This is a genomic window from Hydrogenophaga sp., assembly GCF_030373245.1.
In the GTDB taxonomy this organism is placed as follows: domain Bacteria; phylum Pseudomonadota; class Gammaproteobacteria; order Burkholderiales; family Burkholderiaceae_C; genus Hydrogenophaga.
The window spans coordinates 33,855-48,279 of the sequence record NZ_JAUCZF010000008.1 but is presented as its reverse complement, the minus strand read 5'-3'; the positions used below and the strand labels follow the sequence as shown (position 1 = coordinate 48,279).

General features: G+C 65.5%; 15 protein-coding genes. 8 read left to right on the top strand and 7 right to left on the bottom strand.

Going from position 1 to position 14,425, the window contains the following annotated elements; genetic code table 11:
• The 5 genes from QUV25_RS16610 to QUV25_RS16590 form a co-directional block, all read right to left on the bottom strand.
• Positions 1 to 525: a TRAP transporter small permease subunit gene (locus tag QUV25_RS16610; protein WP_300865592.1), complete on the bottom strand. Its 525-nt coding sequence runs from the start codon at positions 523 to 525 to the stop codon at positions 1 to 3.
• A 14-nt stretch (positions 526 to 539) separates the two neighbouring features.
• The gene (gene dctP / locus QUV25_RS16605; RefSeq protein ID WP_300865590.1) at positions 540 to 1,625 is read right to left on the bottom strand and encodes a TRAP transporter substrate-binding protein; all 1,086 of its coding nucleotides are present in this window, start codon (positions 1,623 to 1,625) and stop codon (positions 540 to 542) included.
• A 352-nt stretch (positions 1,626 to 1,977) separates the two neighbouring features.
• A complete protein-coding gene (locus tag QUV25_RS16600) occupies positions 1,978 to 2,478 on the bottom strand; it encodes an Lrp/AsnC family transcriptional regulator (RefSeq protein ID WP_300865589.1) in 501 nt (166 codons plus the stop codon).
• A gap of 104 nt (positions 2,479 to 2,582) precedes the next feature.
• Entirely contained in the window at positions 2,583 to 4,808 is a 2,226-nt protein-coding gene (locus QUV25_RS16595; RefSeq protein ID WP_300865587.1) for a malate synthase G, read from the bottom strand.
• Between the two features lie 51 nt (positions 4,809 to 4,859).
• Positions 4,860 to 5,564, bottom strand: coding sequence for a haloacid dehalogenase type II (locus QUV25_RS16590; protein ID WP_300865586.1), 705 nt, complete (start codon positions 5,562 to 5,564; stop codon positions 4,860 to 4,862).
• A gap of 110 nt (positions 5,565 to 5,674) precedes the next feature.
• Between QUV25_RS16590 and QUV25_RS16585 the strand changes: the two genes are divergently transcribed.
• The 7 genes from QUV25_RS16585 (at position 5,675) to QUV25_RS16555 (ending at position 12,073) form a co-directional block, all read left to right on the top strand.
• Positions 5,675 to 6,643, top strand: a complete 969-nt coding sequence (locus QUV25_RS16585) for a hydroxymethylglutaryl-CoA lyase (protein ID WP_300865585.1) — start codon at positions 5,675 to 5,677, stop codon at positions 6,641 to 6,643.
• Positions 6,640 to 7,833 carry a CoA transferase gene (locus QUV25_RS16580; RefSeq protein ID WP_300865584.1) on the top strand — a complete coding sequence of 398 codons (1,194 nt, stop codon included), beginning with the start codon at positions 6,640 to 6,642 and terminating at the stop codon, positions 7,831 to 7,833. The genes QUV25_RS16585 and QUV25_RS16580 overlap by 4 nt, the downstream gene beginning before the upstream one ends.
• Positions 7,834 to 7,944: 111 nt before the next feature.
• Positions 7,945 to 8,922 carry a tripartite tricarboxylate transporter substrate binding protein gene (locus QUV25_RS16575; protein ID WP_300865582.1) on the top strand — a complete coding sequence of 326 codons (978 nt, stop codon included), beginning with the start codon at positions 7,945 to 7,947 and terminating at the stop codon, positions 8,920 to 8,922.
• Positions 8,919 to 9,863 carry a BMP family protein gene (locus QUV25_RS16570; protein ID WP_300865580.1) on the top strand — a complete coding sequence of 315 codons (945 nt, stop codon included), beginning with the start codon at positions 8,919 to 8,921 and terminating at the stop codon, positions 9,861 to 9,863. The genes QUV25_RS16575 and QUV25_RS16570 overlap by 4 nt, the downstream gene beginning before the upstream one ends.
• Before the next feature lie 329 nt (positions 9,864 to 10,192).
• On the top strand, positions 10,193 to 11,125 hold the full coding sequence (locus QUV25_RS16565) for a LysR family transcriptional regulator (RefSeq protein WP_300865578.1): 933 nt from the start codon (positions 10,193 to 10,195) through the stop codon (positions 11,123 to 11,125).
• A 181-nt stretch (positions 11,126 to 11,306) separates the two neighbouring features.
• A complete protein-coding gene (locus QUV25_RS16560; protein WP_300865750.1) occupies positions 11,307 to 11,714 on the top strand; it encodes a hypothetical protein in 408 nt (135 codons plus the stop codon).
• Between the two features lie 71 nt (positions 11,715 to 11,785).
• The gene (locus QUV25_RS16555; protein WP_300865577.1) at positions 11,786 to 12,073 is read left to right on the top strand and encodes a DUF1330 domain-containing protein; all 288 of its coding nucleotides are present in this window, start codon (positions 11,786 to 11,788) and stop codon (positions 12,071 to 12,073) included.
• A 40-nt stretch (positions 12,074 to 12,113) separates the two neighbouring features.
• Here QUV25_RS16555 and QUV25_RS16550 read toward each other — a convergent pair whose 3' ends face one another.
• The gene (locus QUV25_RS16550; RefSeq protein ID WP_300865575.1) at positions 12,114 to 12,758 is read right to left on the bottom strand and encodes a LysE family transporter; all 645 of its coding nucleotides are present in this window, start codon (positions 12,756 to 12,758) and stop codon (positions 12,114 to 12,116) included.
• A 157-nt stretch (positions 12,759 to 12,915) separates the two neighbouring features.
• Between QUV25_RS16550 and QUV25_RS16545 the strand changes: the two genes are divergently transcribed.
• Entirely contained in the window at positions 12,916 to 13,833 is a 918-nt protein-coding gene (locus tag QUV25_RS16545; protein WP_300865573.1) for an HTH-type transcriptional regulator ArgP, read from the top strand.
• Positions 13,834 to 13,875: 42 nt separating this feature from the next.
• On the opposite strand, the gene QUV25_RS16540 is transcribed toward QUV25_RS16545, so the two are convergent.
• Positions 13,876 to 14,367, bottom strand: a complete 492-nt coding sequence (locus QUV25_RS16540) for a DsrE family protein (RefSeq protein ID WP_300865571.1) — start codon at positions 14,365 to 14,367, stop codon at positions 13,876 to 13,878.
• Between the last annotated feature and the right edge of the window lie 58 nt (positions 14,368 to 14,425).

Sequence of the window (14,425 nt, the reverse complement as noted above, 5' to 3'; positions counted from 1 at the left end):
TCAAACACGGGCAGACTCCTGCGCCAGCAGCGGAGTGCTCAGCAAGCGCACCAGGTGCGCCAGCTGCTGCAGTACCAGCAGCCCGTAACCCAGCGGAATCAGGGCCTTCACCGCCCAGCGGTAGGGAATCCCGCCTGGGTCGGGTGAGCCCTCCATGATGGAGCGCGACTGTTCGACGTAACCCAGTGAGAGGTGGATGAAGGCCAGCGCCAGCGCGATCAGAAGCAGCGCCGAGACCACATCCACCCCCCGCTTGACGCGCGGCGAGTAGCGCGCATAGAAGATGTCCACGCGGACGTTGTCGCCGCGCTGCAGCGCATAGCTCATACCCAGCAAGATGAGGGCGGCCAGAAGGTGCCACTCCAGTTCCTGCGCCCACACCGAGCCGAAGCTGAAAGCGTAACGCAGCAACACGTTCGTGGCGACCAGACCGATCATGACCAGCGCGATCCACGCTGTGAGCGTACCGATGCGGTCGATGAAACCCTCGATGAGGCCAGCGAGTGGCCGCAATACCTTGAGCATGAACTGTTCCCCGATCAGCCGCGAACTTTGAGGTGGTAGGCCTCTTCGCTGACTTCGGTCCAGCGGTCATACTTGGACTTGAAGGCAAAGTAGGAGTCGTGCACCTTCTTGGTCAGCGGATCCTTGATGGCCTCGGTCAGCACCTTGTTGGTCTCGGTTTTGAGCGCCTTGATGACGTCGTCAGGCAGCGGACGTGCGATCACACCCTGGTTCTTGACGAGGTCGTCCATGGCTTCCGAGTTGGCCTTCTGGCACCAGGCCTCGCTGATCACGTTGCAGGCCGCACTCGCGTTGCTCACGATGGCCTTCAGATCGGCGGGCAGCTTGTCCCAGGCGGCCTTGTTGATCAGCAATTCAGACACGGTGGACGCTTCGTGCCAGCCGGTGGTGTAGTAGTACTTGGCGGCTTTCTGCAGGCCCAGGCGACGGTCCTGGAACGGGCCCACGAACTCGGCCGCGTCGATCACACCGCGCTCCAGCGCCGGGAAGATCTCGCCGCCCGGCAGCACCTTCACGTCCACGCCCAGGTTGGCGTAGACCTTGCCGGCCAGACCTGGAATACGCATCTTCAGGCCCTTGAGGTCGGCCACGGTCTTGATCTCTTTCTTGAACCAGCCGGTCATCTGCACGCCGGTGTTGCCGCACGGCATGGCCACCATGCCGAACGGCGCGTAAACCTCGTTCCACAGGTCAATGCCGCCGCCGTCGTAGAACCAACCGTTCATGCCCTGGAAATTCATGCCGAAGGGCACCGCGGTGAAGTACTGGGCCGCAGCGGTCTTGCCGGTCCAGAAATAGGCGTTGGCATGGTTCATTTCCACCGTGCCGGCGCGCACGGCGTCGAAACCTTCGAAAGCCGGGATCAGTTCGCCGGCGCCGAACACCTGGATGTTCAGGCGGCCGTCCGACATCTCGCGAATCCGTTTGGCCAGGTCGGTCGCGCTCCCCGGGCCGTCCATGTAGAAAGGGGAGCCTTTGCCGTAGGCGCTGGTCATCTTCCAGTTGAACCGGGCCGACTGGGCGTTGGCAACCATGGGAGCGGCGAGCACGCTGCCTGCGACAGCGGCACGGGAAAGGAATTGGCGTCGAACGAGGGACATGGTGAGACTCCTGCGGTGGGTGGAAAAAGGGTGATGCCGTTTGTACGGACGTACCCGACCCTTTGCGCAAGCCCTGTGCCAGCCAGAAAAAATCGTCTAAATGCTTGATTTAATTGGTTTAGTTTCGATTTTCTCTTCGTCTCGCTCGCACCAAAATTCACACCAGTCTGCCTTTGTGGCGGCACTCGCTTTGACCGAATGTTCAGCTCAGCAGCCGACCGTGATCGTTTGTCAACTGTGAGATGCCGTTTGGATGGCATCGGCCATCTCGATCGTCGATGTGGCGCGGTACCCGTGACGAATGTTCAGCCTGCACCCGCCCGGTGCGCGTGCACCACGCTGGACTCGCGGCTCAGAGCCGCGCGCCGCCGCGCCGGTGCTTGACGCGGGTGAGCAGGGTCTTGCAGTCCACCGACAGGATCTCGGGCCGGTTGAACAGGTGGCGGTGCACGAAGGCCTCGAAGTCCTGAACACCTTCGGTCAGCGCGTGCACGTGCAGGCTCTTGAGGTCGCTCATGATGTAGAGGCTGACCACCTCTTTGCAGTCGGCCAGCTCCTGCGCCACTGCCTCCAGTGCCACCGGCGCCACCTGGATATCGAGAAAGGTCGACAGCACCTTGCCCAGCTTCTCCGGGTTGATCACGGCACCGAACAGCTCGATCACGCCGCTGGCCTGCAGTGCCTGCACCCGGGCCCTGGCGTGCGCGCGGGAAATTCCGAGCTGGCGTGCGATATCGGCGAAAGAGGCGCGACCGTCTTTGACGAGGATGCTGAGCAGGGCGCTGTCGAGCTTGCTCAGGCTGGGTTCCGGCAGCGACGGCGAAGGGGTGGAGACCAGTGCGTTGGACGTCATGCTCGATTGCAAGCACATCCTGCGCCAGACCCGGCCGGGCGCACTGGCCAAAAAAACGGCGCCCCGAAGGGCGCCGTCAGTCTCCTCGACTCCTCGTTGTCAGATCAGGCGGCGGCTTTCACCTTGAGGCGCCAGGCGTGCAGCAGCGGCTCGGTGTAGCCGCTGGGCTGCTCCTTGCCCTTGAACACCAGGTCCAGGGCAGCCTGGTAGGCCATGCTCTTCTTGAAGTTGCCGGCCATGGGTTTGTAGAACGGGTCGCCCGCGTTCTGGCTGTCGACCACGGCGGCCATGCGCTCGAAGGTCTTCTTCACCTGGGCTTCGGTCACGATGCCTTGGTGAAGCCAGTTGGCTATGTGCTGGCTGGAGATTCGCAGCGTGGCGCGGTCTTCCATCAGGCCCACGTTGTGGATGTCGGGCACCTTGGAGCAGCCCACGCCCTGGTCGACCCAGCGCACCACGTAGCCCAGAATGCCTTGCGCGTTGTTGTCCAGCTCCTGCTGCTTTTCTTCGAAGCTCCAGTTGGGGTTGCTGGAGACGGGCACGGTGAGCAGGCCGGTCAGCAGGTTGTCGCGCTCCTGGGTGGCGTCGATCTTCTCCAGACCCTTCTGCACGTCGGACACCAGCACCTGGTGGTAGTGGAGTGCGTGCAGTGTGGCGCCGGTGGGGCTGGGCACCCAGGCGGTGTTCGCGCCTGCCTTGGGGTGGGCGATCTTTTGCTCCAGCATGGCCTTCATCAGGTCGGGCATGGCCCACATGCCTTTGCCGATCTGAGCCTTGCCACGCAGGCCACAAGACAGGCCGACCAGCACGTTGTTGCGCTCGTAGGCCTGGATCCAGGCGCTGGTCTTCATGTCGCCTTTGCGGACCATGGGGCCGGCCATCATGGCGCTGTGCATCTCGTCACCAGTGCGGTCGAGGAAGCCGGTGTTGATGAAGGCCACGCGGCTGGCGGCCGCGGCGATGCAGGCCTTGAGGTTCACGCTGGTGCGGCGCTCTTCGTCCATGATGCCGAGCTTGACGGTGCTCTCCGGCAGGCCGAGCACCTGCTCGACGCGGCCGAACAGCTCGGCGGCAAACGCCACCTCGCGCGGGCCGTGCATCTTGGGCTTGACGATGTAGACCGAGCCTTTGCGCGAGTTGCGGATGGCGTCCTTCTTGGTGCGCTTGAGATCGTGCAGGGCGATGGTGGTGGTGACCATCGCGTCCAGGATGCCTTCGGGGATTTCCTTGCCCTCGGCACCCCAGAGAATGGCGGGGTTGGTCATGAGGTGACCGACGTTGCGCAGGAACATGAGTGAGCGGCCGTGCAGGCGCACGGGTTTGCCGTTCGGTGCGGTGTATTCGCGGTCCGCGTTGAGGCCGCGTGTCATCGTCTGGCCACCCTTTTGGAACGACTCCACCAGCGTGCCCTGCAGAATGCCGAGCCAGTTGCGGTAGGCCAGCACCTTGTCTTCGGCATCCACAGCGGCGACCGAGTCTTCCAGGTCGAGGATGGTGGACAGTGCGGCTTCCACCACCAGATCGCTCACGCCAGCGGCGTCGCCCTTGCCAATCGGCGTGGCGCGGTTGATCTGGATCTCCAGGTGCAGGCCGTTGTGTTTGAGCAGCACGGCGCTGGGCGCCTTGGCTTCACCCTGATAACCCACGAGCTGCGCCTTGTCGGCCAGCTTGCTGGTGCCGCCTTCGGCGAGGCCGACCACGAGTTCGCCATCCTTGTTGATCCTGTAGGCGGTGGAGCCGACATGCGAACCCTTCTTCAGCGGGGCGCAGCGGTCCAGCACGTGGCGCGCGTATTCGATGACCTTGGCGCCTCGCTTGGGGTTGTAGCCGCCCTTCTTGCCTGGGCCCACTTTGCCGCAGCCTTTGTCTTCGCTGATCACGTCGGTGCCGTACAGCGCGTCGTACAGGCTGCCCCAGCGCGCGTTGGCGGCGTTGAGCGCGTAGCGGGCGTTGAGGATCGGCACCACCAGCTGCGGGCCGGCCTGCACCGCCAGCTCGTCGTCCACGTTTTTCGTAGTCGCCTTGACCTTCTTCGGTTCAGGTACCAGGTAGCCGATGGTCTCCAGAAACTTGCGGTAACCCAGCATGTCGCGCACCGGGCCGGGGTTGGCGCTGTGCCAGGTGTCCAGCTCGGTTTGCAGGCGGTCGCGCTCGGCCAGCAGGGCCGCGTTCTTGGGTGCCAGGTCGCTCACGATGGCATCGAAGCCCTTCCAGAAGGCGTCGGTGGACACGCCGGTGCCGGGCAGCACCTGGGCGTTGACGAACTCAAACAGTTCGGTGGCGACTTGCAGGCCGTGGATCTGGGTGCGGGGTGTTGTGCGGGTGGTCATGCGTTGCTCCATCGAGGCGGGAAAAAAAACAGGAAGGCGAGGGTGAAAAGGTCAGTCGAGGTAGGCAAGCACGTCGCGCAGGCTGCTGCCGATGCGGTGTGGCGCGGTGCCCAGCTCCTCAAAAGGCGCGTTCTGGCGGTTGACCCAGAGTGTCTGGTAGCCGTACCAGGTGGCGGCCAGGGCGTCCCAGCTGTTGGAGCTGACGAACAGTGTCTCCGCCGCTGGCACACCGGTAGCCGCCGGGCCCAGGGCGTAGGCCTCGGGCGCGGTCTTGAACAGGCGCACCGGGTGCACGCTGATCACATGGTCGAGCAGCTCTTCCAGCCCCGCGCTGCGCACCGAAATGCCCAGCATCTCGGGGTCGCCGTTGGACAGGATGCCGGTGGCTAGGCCGCGCTCGCGCAGCGCCGTGAGCACGGCGCGCGTTTCCGGAAAACCGGAGAGATGGCGGTACTGGCCCATGAGCGCGCGGTGGTGGTCTTCAAAGCCGCCGGTCGCCCACTCGGTGCGCGCGGCGGGCGCCACCACCTTGATGGCGTAGCGCAAGGCGGCCTCGGTCAGCGTCCAGAACGGCTGGTAGTGCGCGCCGTGGTTGCTGGTGGTGATGAGGCGCGTGTACTCGATCTGCTTGTCGCGCCAGAGCAGGGCCAGCCGCTGTCCCTGGCCGGGAAACAGCTGCTCGGCGAGCATGGCAATGCTGTACACGTCGAACAGCGTGCCATAGGCATCGAACAAGACCGCGCGGGGCTTTTTCATGATGCTGACTTTATTCCAACCTTTGCTCGCCATTAAAAACAGCAACTACCTTGGACCTGTGACTTTTTTGAATGCAGTCGGCCGCCGGGGTCGCGCGGTACCATGCGGCCATGCTGCCAAATCCCGCCCCGGACGTGCTCATCAGCGAGGTCGGCCCGCGCGACGGGCTGCAATCGGTGTCGACCACCATGGCCACCGCCGACAAGTGCCGCTGGATCGATGCGCTGGTGGCCGCCGGCTTGCGCGAGATCGAGGTGGCGTCGTTCGTGCCGGCGCGCCTGCTGCCGCAGATGGCCGACGCCGCCGAGGTGGTGCGCCACGCTCTGACCCTTGCTGCGCAGCGCCCGGGCCTGACGATCATGGCGCTGGTGCCCAACGCCCGCGGTGCCGAGGCAGCGTTCAGCGCCGGGGTACACAAGATCACCGTGCCGTTCTCGGCCAGCGAAGCGCATTCGCTGGCCAACGTGCGCAAGACGCGCGCGCAGATGCTGGACGAGTTGCGAAACGTGGCTGCGCTGCGGCGCGACACCGCACCGGGGACTGCGCTGGAGGTGGGCCTGTCCACCGCCTTCGGCTGTACCCTGCAAGGCCCGGTGAGCGAAGACGACGTGATCCGCCTGGCGCTGGACTGCGTGGCCGCGGGGGTGGACGAGGTGGGTTTGTCCGATACCACCGGCATGGCCAACCCGTCCCAGGTGCGCCGTTTGTTCACCCGCCTGCGCTCGGAGCTTGGTGACCGTGCCGGGGCCGCTCACCTGCACAACACCCGGGGCCTGGGCCTGGCCAACTGCCTCGCGGCCTATGAGGCAGGCGTGCGCAGCTTCGACAGCTCGCTGGCCGGCCTGGGCGGTTGCCCCTACGCGCCTGGCGCCAGCGGCAACGTGGTCACCGAGGACCTGGTCTTCATGTTCGAGGCCATGGGCGTGCGCACCGGCGTCGATATGGAACGCCTGCTGGCCGCACGCGCGCCGCTGCAGGCAGGACTGCCCAGGGAGCCCCTGCACGGCATGACGCCGTTGGCGGGTCTGCCCAAGGGATGGTCGCCTTCCACGAACACCGAAATACCCGTGAGCCCATGACCACCTCAGCACCGAATCCCTTGCCCTACGCCGGCATCCGCGTCGTCGAATTCACCCACATGGTCATGGGCCCGACCTGTGGCATGGTGCTGGGCGACCTGGGTGCCGAGGTGATCAAGGTCGAGCCGCTGAAAGGCGACAACACGCGCCGCCTGCTCGGCTCGGGCGCCGGCTTCTTCCCGCTGTTCAACCGCAACAAGAAGAGCCTGGCGCTGGACCTGCACACGCCCGAGGGCAAGGAGGCGGTGCTCAAGCTCATCGCCACCGCCGACGTGGTGAGCGAAAACTTCAAGACCGAGACCATGCAGAAGCTTGGACTCGATTACGAGAGCCTGAAAAAGCTGAACCCGCGCCTGATCTACGTCAGCCACAAAGGCTTTCTGCCGGGCCCGTACGACCACCGCACTGCGCTGGACGAGGTGGTGCAGATGATGGGTGGCCTGGCCTACATGACCGGGCGCCCCGGCGACCCGCTGCGCGCGGGCAGCAGCGTGAACGACATCATGGGCGGCCTCTTCGGCGCCATCGGCGTGATGGCGGCGCTGAAAGCGCGCGAAACCACGGGCCTGGGCCAGAAGGTGGAGAGCGCGCTGTTCGAAAACAACGTGTTCCTCGTCGCGCAGCACATGATGCAGTTCGCCGTGACTGGCCAGCCCGCCGCGCCCATGCCTGAGCGCATCTCGTCCTGGGGCATTTACGACGTGTTCAGCGTGAAGGACGGCGAGCAGATCTTTCTGGCTGTGGTGAGCGACACCCAGTGGGACATCTTCTGCAAGGCCTTCGGCTTCGACGATCTCAAGGCCGACCCGCGCCTGCCCAGCAACAACCACCGCGTGCGCGAGCGTGCCTGGCTGGTGCCCGAGCTGCGCCAGCGCCTGGCCGGCCGCAGCGCCGCCGAACTGGCCGAGGTGTTCGAGCGCGAAGGCCTGCCGTTTGCGCCCATCACCCGCCCGCACGACCTGCTGGAAGACCCCCACCTCAACGCCACCGGCGGTCTGGCGCCCATCACCCTACCCGACGGCGAGCGCGCCGGCCAGACCGCGCCCACCGTGCTGTTCCCGCTCACCCTCGACGGCCAGCGCCCCGGCGTGCGCCTGAGCCCTCCACGGCTGGGTGAGCACAACGCGGAGCTGCTGGGGGCACTTGGTTACAGCGAGGCGCAGGTTGCGCAGCTGAGCGGGCCAGGCTGATCCGACGACTCCGAAGGCGAAGGGCGGGTTACCGAGGGCTGGCATACCTCTTGCGTCCCTCATAGACTCTTGTTTGTATTCACCGATCCTCGACTCCTGAAGGAACTCGCCATGGCAAGCCGCCGCCGCATGCTCGCCCAGTCCCTCGCTTGCCTGGCCCTGCCGGTCATTTCCGCGCCCGCCCTGTCTCAAACCTGGCCCAGCCAGCCGATTCGCCTGGTGGTCACTTTCCCGCCGGGAGGCTCCAGTGACCTGGTGGCTCGCCTGATCGGTCCATTGCTGGGAGAGGCGCTGGGCCAGCCGGTGGTGGTGGAGAACCGACCTGGAGCGGGTTCCACGATCGGGGCAGGCCACGTGGCCGCCGCCGCGCCCGATGGCTACACGCTCTTGATGTCCAACTCGTCCCCCATGTCGATTTCGCCCACCCTGATGCAAAAGCCGACCTACGACCCGATTGCCAGCTTTGAGCACCTGGCCTATGTGGGCGACGTGCCCACGGTCCTGGTCGTGCACCCTTCGCTGCCAGTGAAAGACTTCGCAAGCTTTTTGGCCTGGGCCAAGGCGCAGCCCGATCCTGTGCCGTTCGGCAGTGGTGGCGCGGCATCGGTGGGGCACATCGTCGGCGAAATCCTGGCGCAGAAAAGTGGACTGAGGTTGCAGCACATCCCGTACAAAGGCGCTGGCCCCATGCGCTCGGACCTGCTCGGTGGTCAGATCAAAGTCGCCATCGATGCCTTGCCGCAAAACCTGCAGTTCCTCAAGACCGGTCAGCTCAAGCTGCTCGCGGTGACGTCATCCAAACGGGTCGCGCTGGCACCCGAACTGCCCACCGTGGTGGAGCTGGGGCTGCCTGAGCTGGTGGCTGAAAACTTCGTCGGAGTGTCCGCGCCTGCGGGCTTACCTGCGCCGGTGGCGAAGAGGCTGGTCGAGGCGCTCGGTGGCATTCTGGCGAAGCCCGATGTGCAGGCCAAGCTTCAGGCCATGGGCTTCGAGCTGGAAAGCAAATCGCCTGTCGGGTTTGCCGACTTCATCAAGCGGCAAGGCGAACAGTGGGCGCCGGTGGTCAAGCGCTCGGGAGCGACCCTGTGAAGGCTGCACAGATTGCAGTGGTGCTGTTCGGCCCAGAGGGGAAAGGCAGTTTCAATGAGTCTGGACTGGCGGGTGCCGAGCGTGCGCGTGCGCTGGGTCATGAGGTGGCCGTGCATTGGGTGGAGCCGGTGTCGACTGATGAGCGGGCCCGGGCCCTGCGTGCGATCTGCGCAACCAGCAGCCCGGATCTGCTCGTCGCCCACGGAGGGCAGGGCGATCTGCCAGTGGCTGCGGTGCATGGCGAGTTTCCAGGCACGCAGTTCGCGATCACCCAGGGAGGCTTCACCGGTTTCAACACAGCGAGCGTGGAAGTGCTGCAAGAGCAGTCGGCGTTTCTGGCGGGCGTGCTGGCCGGTCTTGCGACCACCAGCGGTGTCGTCGGCCACTTGTCTGGCGAGAAGGTGCGACCCGGGCTCAAGGGTCGGGCGGCGTTTGCCCACGGTCTGCGTGCGAGTGGCCGACCGTGCCGGTTCCTCACCCTGTTCTGTGGTGGGCAGCACGACCCTGAGCTGGCCTACCGTGCGGCCAGCGCCCTGCAGCGTGCCGGTGCCGACCTGGTCTTCGCCATGATCGACGGTGGCCGAGCGGGCGTGAGCCAGGCTTGTCGCGAGGGGCCCATGAAACAGATCGGCAACGTGCTGGATTGGGTGGCGCGCGATCCCGAGGTGTTTGTGGCCTCCGCTGTCGCCGATTCCGGGCGCTGCGTCACCTCGGCGATTGACGACTTTGTCCATGGCCGACTGACACCCGGCAGTCACCGCGCAGTCGGGCTCGAGTCGCCCGACGCGGTGCGGCTCGTGATGGCGCCCAGCTGGGAGACCCGGTTTGGCTCAGAAATCGAGTCCTTCCGCAACCGTCTGCTGAAGGGGGACCTGTCGCTGCAGACCGAGTACGACGGCGAGGAGTTCGACTGGCAGGACGCGCAGATTGGCGCAAGCTGATGTCTGCCATTTCGGTACCTGCGCGCCGCAGATGCTCTCGACCAGTGGCTCTTGCGGGTTAACCAGCCGAGCTGCCGTTCCATGATTGGGCTTTGATGGCAGCCGCCGCTGCCGAGGGGGATCAAGTCCTGCTGGAGACCCAGCACCGCGATGCCCGGTCCCTGGCGGCGTTGCAGGCCGCCATCGGCCCGTTGAGGGATCAGCAGGGTCATGGATTGTCTGGGAACCAGCCAGCCGACCATCGCCGGGGGCCACTGAATCGGTTTCAGTGAAGAATGCGTAGGTTTTGCGATTGATTGCACCTATTTTCTAGGGTAATCTGCCTTGAAATGGACAAACTCAAGCAGTTCGAAACCCTGGTCTCGGTGGCCGCGCGCGGCAGCCTGACCGCAGCGGCCAGGGCCGAAGGTGTGGCGCCGGCCATCATCGGGCGCCGGCTTGATGCCCTGGAAGCGCGCCTGGGCGTCAAGCTCATGGTGCGCACCACGCGGCGCATCACCCTGACCCATGAAGGCAGCGCCTTCCTTGAGGACTGCCAGCGCCTGCTGACCGATCTGGCCAACGCCGAGGCCAGCGTGAGCGCGGGCGGGGTGAAGGCCAGCGGCCACCTGCGCATCACCGCGCCGGCCGGCTTCGGTCGCCGCCACGTGGCGCCGCTGGTGCCGCGCTTTCGCGAGCTGCACCCCGAGGTGACGATTTCGCTCAATTTGAGCGACCGCGTGGTCGACGTGCCCGGCGAGGCTTACGACTGCGCGGTGCGCGTGGGCGACTTGCCCGATTCGTCGCTGGTCAGTGTGCGTCTGGCCGACAACCGCCGCCTTTGCGTGGCCACACCCACCTATTTGCAGCAACACGGCCGACCCTTGACCCCAGCCGATCTGGTGCGCTTCGACTGTCTCACGCTCAGCAGCGACGCGTCACAGACGCGCGGCTGGGCGTTTGCGATCAGGAATGAAGAAGGCGGCAGCCAGGAGGTGATCCACCTCAAGCCTGGCGGCCCGCTGGACTGCAGCGACGGCCAAGTCTTGCATGAGTGGTGCCTGGCTGGTGTCGGCATCGCTTGGCGCAGCACCTGGGAGGTCGAAAACGACATCGCCGCGGGCCGACTCGAAACCGTGCTCGACGACTTCGCCGCTCCGCCCAACGGCATCTACGCCTTGTTTCCGCAACGCAAACACCTGGCCTTGCGGGTGCGCCTGTGGATCGACTTTCTGAAGCACCACTACGGGCAGGCGGACTTCTGGACGGGGGCGCAGCGTTGATGGAAGTCGGACCCAGGCTGGAACGGCGAGCCGTCCACTCAGGATCAGACACTTTGTTGCACCACCGCAGACCTGAATTGCGCATGCTCAGGCGGTTGACTGCTCCACGCTTCTTTCTTCGGGATCTCTCATGATTGCTCGACCCATCTCCATCAGCGTGTTCAGACGTGAGTTTTTGCGAATGTCTGCCGGCCTGGGTGTTGCCGGATTCATCGCCGGCTGCTCATTCCCTTCCCCTTCCTCTATCGGCCGCGCTCCAGACTCCCCTGCTTCGCGTGAGTATCGAAGGGCGGTCGCCAGCCACCTCTACGCCCGGAACCGCGATCGCATCTACAGAGGGGTGATGCAGCCCAACCTGTATGCGATCGGTGTGTTGCAGGTCGACATCGACCGACGCGGCGAGATCGGGCGCATGAACTGGTTGCGTGCGCCCAGCCATGCGCCTGAGGTGGTGGTGGAGATCGAGCGAATCGTGCGCGCCGCTGCGCCTTACCCGACGCCCCCGCGCACGGTCACCTACACCGACACCTGGCTTTGGGACAAGAGCGGGCGCTTTCAGCTCGACACGCTGACCGAGGGTCAGCTGTAGCGCGACGGTCGGTGCAGCGTCCACCCAGCCTGTGTGATCATGGCGGCTTGTCCACACACCGGAGAAGTGCCATGGCGGCTTACGTGATTGCAGACGTGGAAGTGATCGACAGCGAAGGCTACGAGGGGTACCGGCAGCAGGTGCCGGCGACGATCGCCGCCCACGGCGGCCGTTACCTCGCGCGCGGCGGGGAGACCGAAGTGCTCGAAGGCAGCTGGTCGCCCAAGCGCTGCGTGATCCTGGAGTTTCCCGACATGGCGCGCTTTCGAGCCTGGTGGACCTCACCCGAGTACGCGCCGCTGCGGGCGATCCGCGAGCGCACCACCCGTTCGCATCTGGTCGTCACCCAGGGCCTCTAACCACTGCGGCTTGTCGCAGCTGGTCCGGCGCAACGAGGCGTCAGAACAGGCTTTTCAACAGAAAAGCGGCCGTGCCCCACATCATGAGTGCCACGGCGCCATCGAGTGCGCGCCAGAGATGCAGCGAGTTGAGGCGGCGGCCGAGCCAGAACGCGGCCAGGCCGAGGGCGGCAAACCACACCACCGAGCCGGTGGCGGCGCCCATGCCGAAGACGTTGGCGCTGGCGCCATAAGCCAGTGAGGCGGTGCCGATGAGCACTGCGGTATCGAGCCAGGCGTGTGGGTTGAGCCAGGAAAAGGCGAGCGCAGCCAGCACCGCCTGGCGCCGGCTGGTGGTCGGCGGGCTGGTGGCTTCAGCTGTTGCGGGGTCGAGATTGAGCACCTGCGGGTGCAGGAAACGGTGAAAGGCTTTCCAGCCATAGACGGTGAGGAAAAGCGCCCCAGCGCCCACCAGTGCCCCCATCAGCTTGTCCGACAGGCCGCCGAGCTGCGACAGGCCCAGCACGCCGATACCGATGAGCACCATGTCGGACAGCATGCACACCACCACCGTGAGCCCCACATGCTGCCGTTGCAGGCCCATGCGCAGCACGTGCGCGTTCTGGGGACCGATGGCCATGATGAGCGACATGCTCAGCACCATGCCGGCGGTGAAGGTGGGGAAAGATGCGAGGGCGAATGACATGGCGGATACCGGTTCGGGAGGCGAGCGTTCGGGCGCTGAGCGGGTCGGGTTGGCCTCAGCAGATGACGCAGTGTGCCCGCTTTCTGCACTAAGTTAAATCAGGTTAATTTAAAATTCATTTGATTCAATAGAAATTAACCAAACCGCAGAACCCACCATGCTCGACGCCCGCCAGCTCGATGCCTTGGCCGCCGTGATCGAACACGGCGGCTTCGGCCCGGCCGCCAAGGCCTTGTCGCTCACGCTGGCGGCGGTGTCGCTGCGCATCAAAGCGCTTGAAGACCAGATGGGCCAGCGCCTGCTGGTGCGTGGCAAGACGGTGCGCGCCACCGCGGCCGGTCAGGCGCTGCTGGCCCATGTGAAGCAGGTGCGCATGATGGAGGCCGATGTGCTCAGCGGTCTGCAAGGCGGTGGGGCGCCGGGCGCAGGGGCGCGCTGGCAGTCGCTCAGTGTGGCGATCAACGCCGATTCGGTGGCGAGCTGGTTTCTGCCCGGCGTGGCGCCGGTGCTGCATCGGCATCGGTTGTTGCTGGACATCGTGATCGACGACCAGGACCACACCCACGATGCGCTCAAGAGCGGCGAGGTGATGGGCTGCGTGACCACGCTGGCCCAGCCCATGCGCGGTTGCGTGGCCGAACCGCTGGGCGTGATGCGCTACCGCTGTGTGGCGGCGCCCGCCGTGGTTCAGCGCTGCCGCACGCCGGCGGGCGCGGTATCGCCACACAAGTTGCTGGCCCAGCCCGCCATCATCTTCAACCGCAAAGACGCACTGCAAGACGATTTCCTGGAGCAACACTTCGGCCTGCGCCAGCCGCGCTATCCGCGCCATTTCGCGCCCGCAGTGGATGCTTTTGAAGTGGCCATTGCGCAGGGCATGGGTTGGGGTATGGTGCCCGAGCAGACGCTGGCACACCGCCAAGACCTTGTCGAGCTGCTGCCGGGCGCCACGGTGGATGTGGTGCTCTACTGGCAACACTGGGCGCGCGAGTCGCCTTCGGCTCAGCGGTTGACGGCGGCGGTCAAGGCGGCGGCACTGGCGCATCTGGCGCCGATGGCGGTGGCTCAACGCTGAGGGACGCTCAGGCTTCTGCCGCTGGCCTATGCTTGGCCTGGCTCACCAGGCCAGGTAGGCGTAGCCTTTCTCCTGGAGTTCCATCACCGCCGCCGCACCCACTTCCTCAACCTGGGCGAAGTCCAGCATGTCGGCCTGGGTCCAGCCCACGGTGTGCATGGTGTTGCCGCAGGCAATGAAGCGCACGCCGTAAGCCTCGGCCATGCTGCGGGCGCGCTGCTGGTGCAGCTCGGGTACGGGGCGCTGGGGTTTTTTGGCCAGCAGGTGGATGCCTGGGCCCCACACCACCACGGCGATCGCGACGTCGTCCACATATTTTTTCAGCATGGCGCTGATCGAGTTGAAGATGGCTTCCTGGTACTCGGGCTCGTGGCGGTTGAGCTGGTAGACGATCTTGTGCGGCGCTTCGTCGCCAGGCAGGGGCGCTGGCTGAGTGGCGGACTGGCTGACGCCGGACGCAGCGGCCGTGCCAGCGCCCAGCGCGAGCAAGCGACCGAGCCAGCGGCGGCGGTTGGGGGGTGAGGTGCTGGTCATGCACCGAACGGTATCCGATGCGGGCGCTGCGCACCAGCGCCAGGTCAATCTTCCCCAG

What these genes read in the sequence shown, in the direction of transcription:
- QUV25_RS16610 (WP_300865592.1), bottom strand. Translation starts at nt 525, where the DNA reads ATGCTCAAGGTATTGCGGCCACTCGCTGGCCTCATCGAGGGTTTCATC.
- dctP (WP_300865590.1), bottom strand. Translation starts at nt 1,625, where the DNA reads ATGTCCCTCGTTCGACGCCAATTCCTTTCCCGTGCCGCTGTCGCAGGC.
- QUV25_RS16600 (WP_300865589.1), bottom strand. Translation starts at nt 2,478, where the DNA reads ATGACGTCCAACGCACTGGTCTCCACCCCTTCGCCGTCGCTGCCGGAA.
- QUV25_RS16595 (WP_300865587.1), bottom strand. Translation starts at nt 4,808, where the DNA reads ATGACCACCCGCACAACACCCCGCACCCAGATCCACGGCCTGCAAGTC.
- QUV25_RS16590 (WP_300865586.1), bottom strand. Translation starts at nt 5,564, where the DNA reads ATGAAAAAGCCCCGCGCGGTCTTGTTCGATGCCTATGGCACGCTGTTC.
- QUV25_RS16585 (WP_300865585.1), top strand. Translation starts at nt 5,675, where the DNA reads ATGCTGCCAAATCCCGCCCCGGACGTGCTCATCAGCGAGGTCGGCCCG.
- QUV25_RS16580 (WP_300865584.1), top strand. Translation starts at nt 6,640, where the DNA reads ATGACCACCTCAGCACCGAATCCCTTGCCCTACGCCGGCATCCGCGTC.
- QUV25_RS16575 (WP_300865582.1), top strand. Translation starts at nt 7,945, where the DNA reads ATGGCAAGCCGCCGCCGCATGCTCGCCCAGTCCCTCGCTTGCCTGGCC.
- QUV25_RS16565 (WP_300865578.1), top strand. Translation starts at nt 10,193, where the DNA reads ATGGACAAACTCAAGCAGTTCGAAACCCTGGTCTCGGTGGCCGCGCGC.
- QUV25_RS16560 (WP_300865750.1), top strand. Translation starts at nt 11,307, where the DNA reads ATGTCTGCCGGCCTGGGTGTTGCCGGATTCATCGCCGGCTGCTCATTC.
- QUV25_RS16555 (WP_300865577.1), top strand. Translation starts at nt 11,786, where the DNA reads ATGGCGGCTTACGTGATTGCAGACGTGGAAGTGATCGACAGCGAAGGC.
- QUV25_RS16550 (WP_300865575.1), bottom strand. Translation starts at nt 12,758, where the DNA reads ATGTCATTCGCCCTCGCATCTTTCCCCACCTTCACCGCCGGCATGGTG.
- QUV25_RS16545 (WP_300865573.1), top strand. Translation starts at nt 12,916, where the DNA reads ATGCTCGACGCCCGCCAGCTCGATGCCTTGGCCGCCGTGATCGAACAC.
- QUV25_RS16540 (WP_300865571.1), bottom strand. Translation starts at nt 14,367, where the DNA reads ATGACCAGCACCTCACCCCCCAACCGCCGCCGCTGGCTCGGTCGCTTG.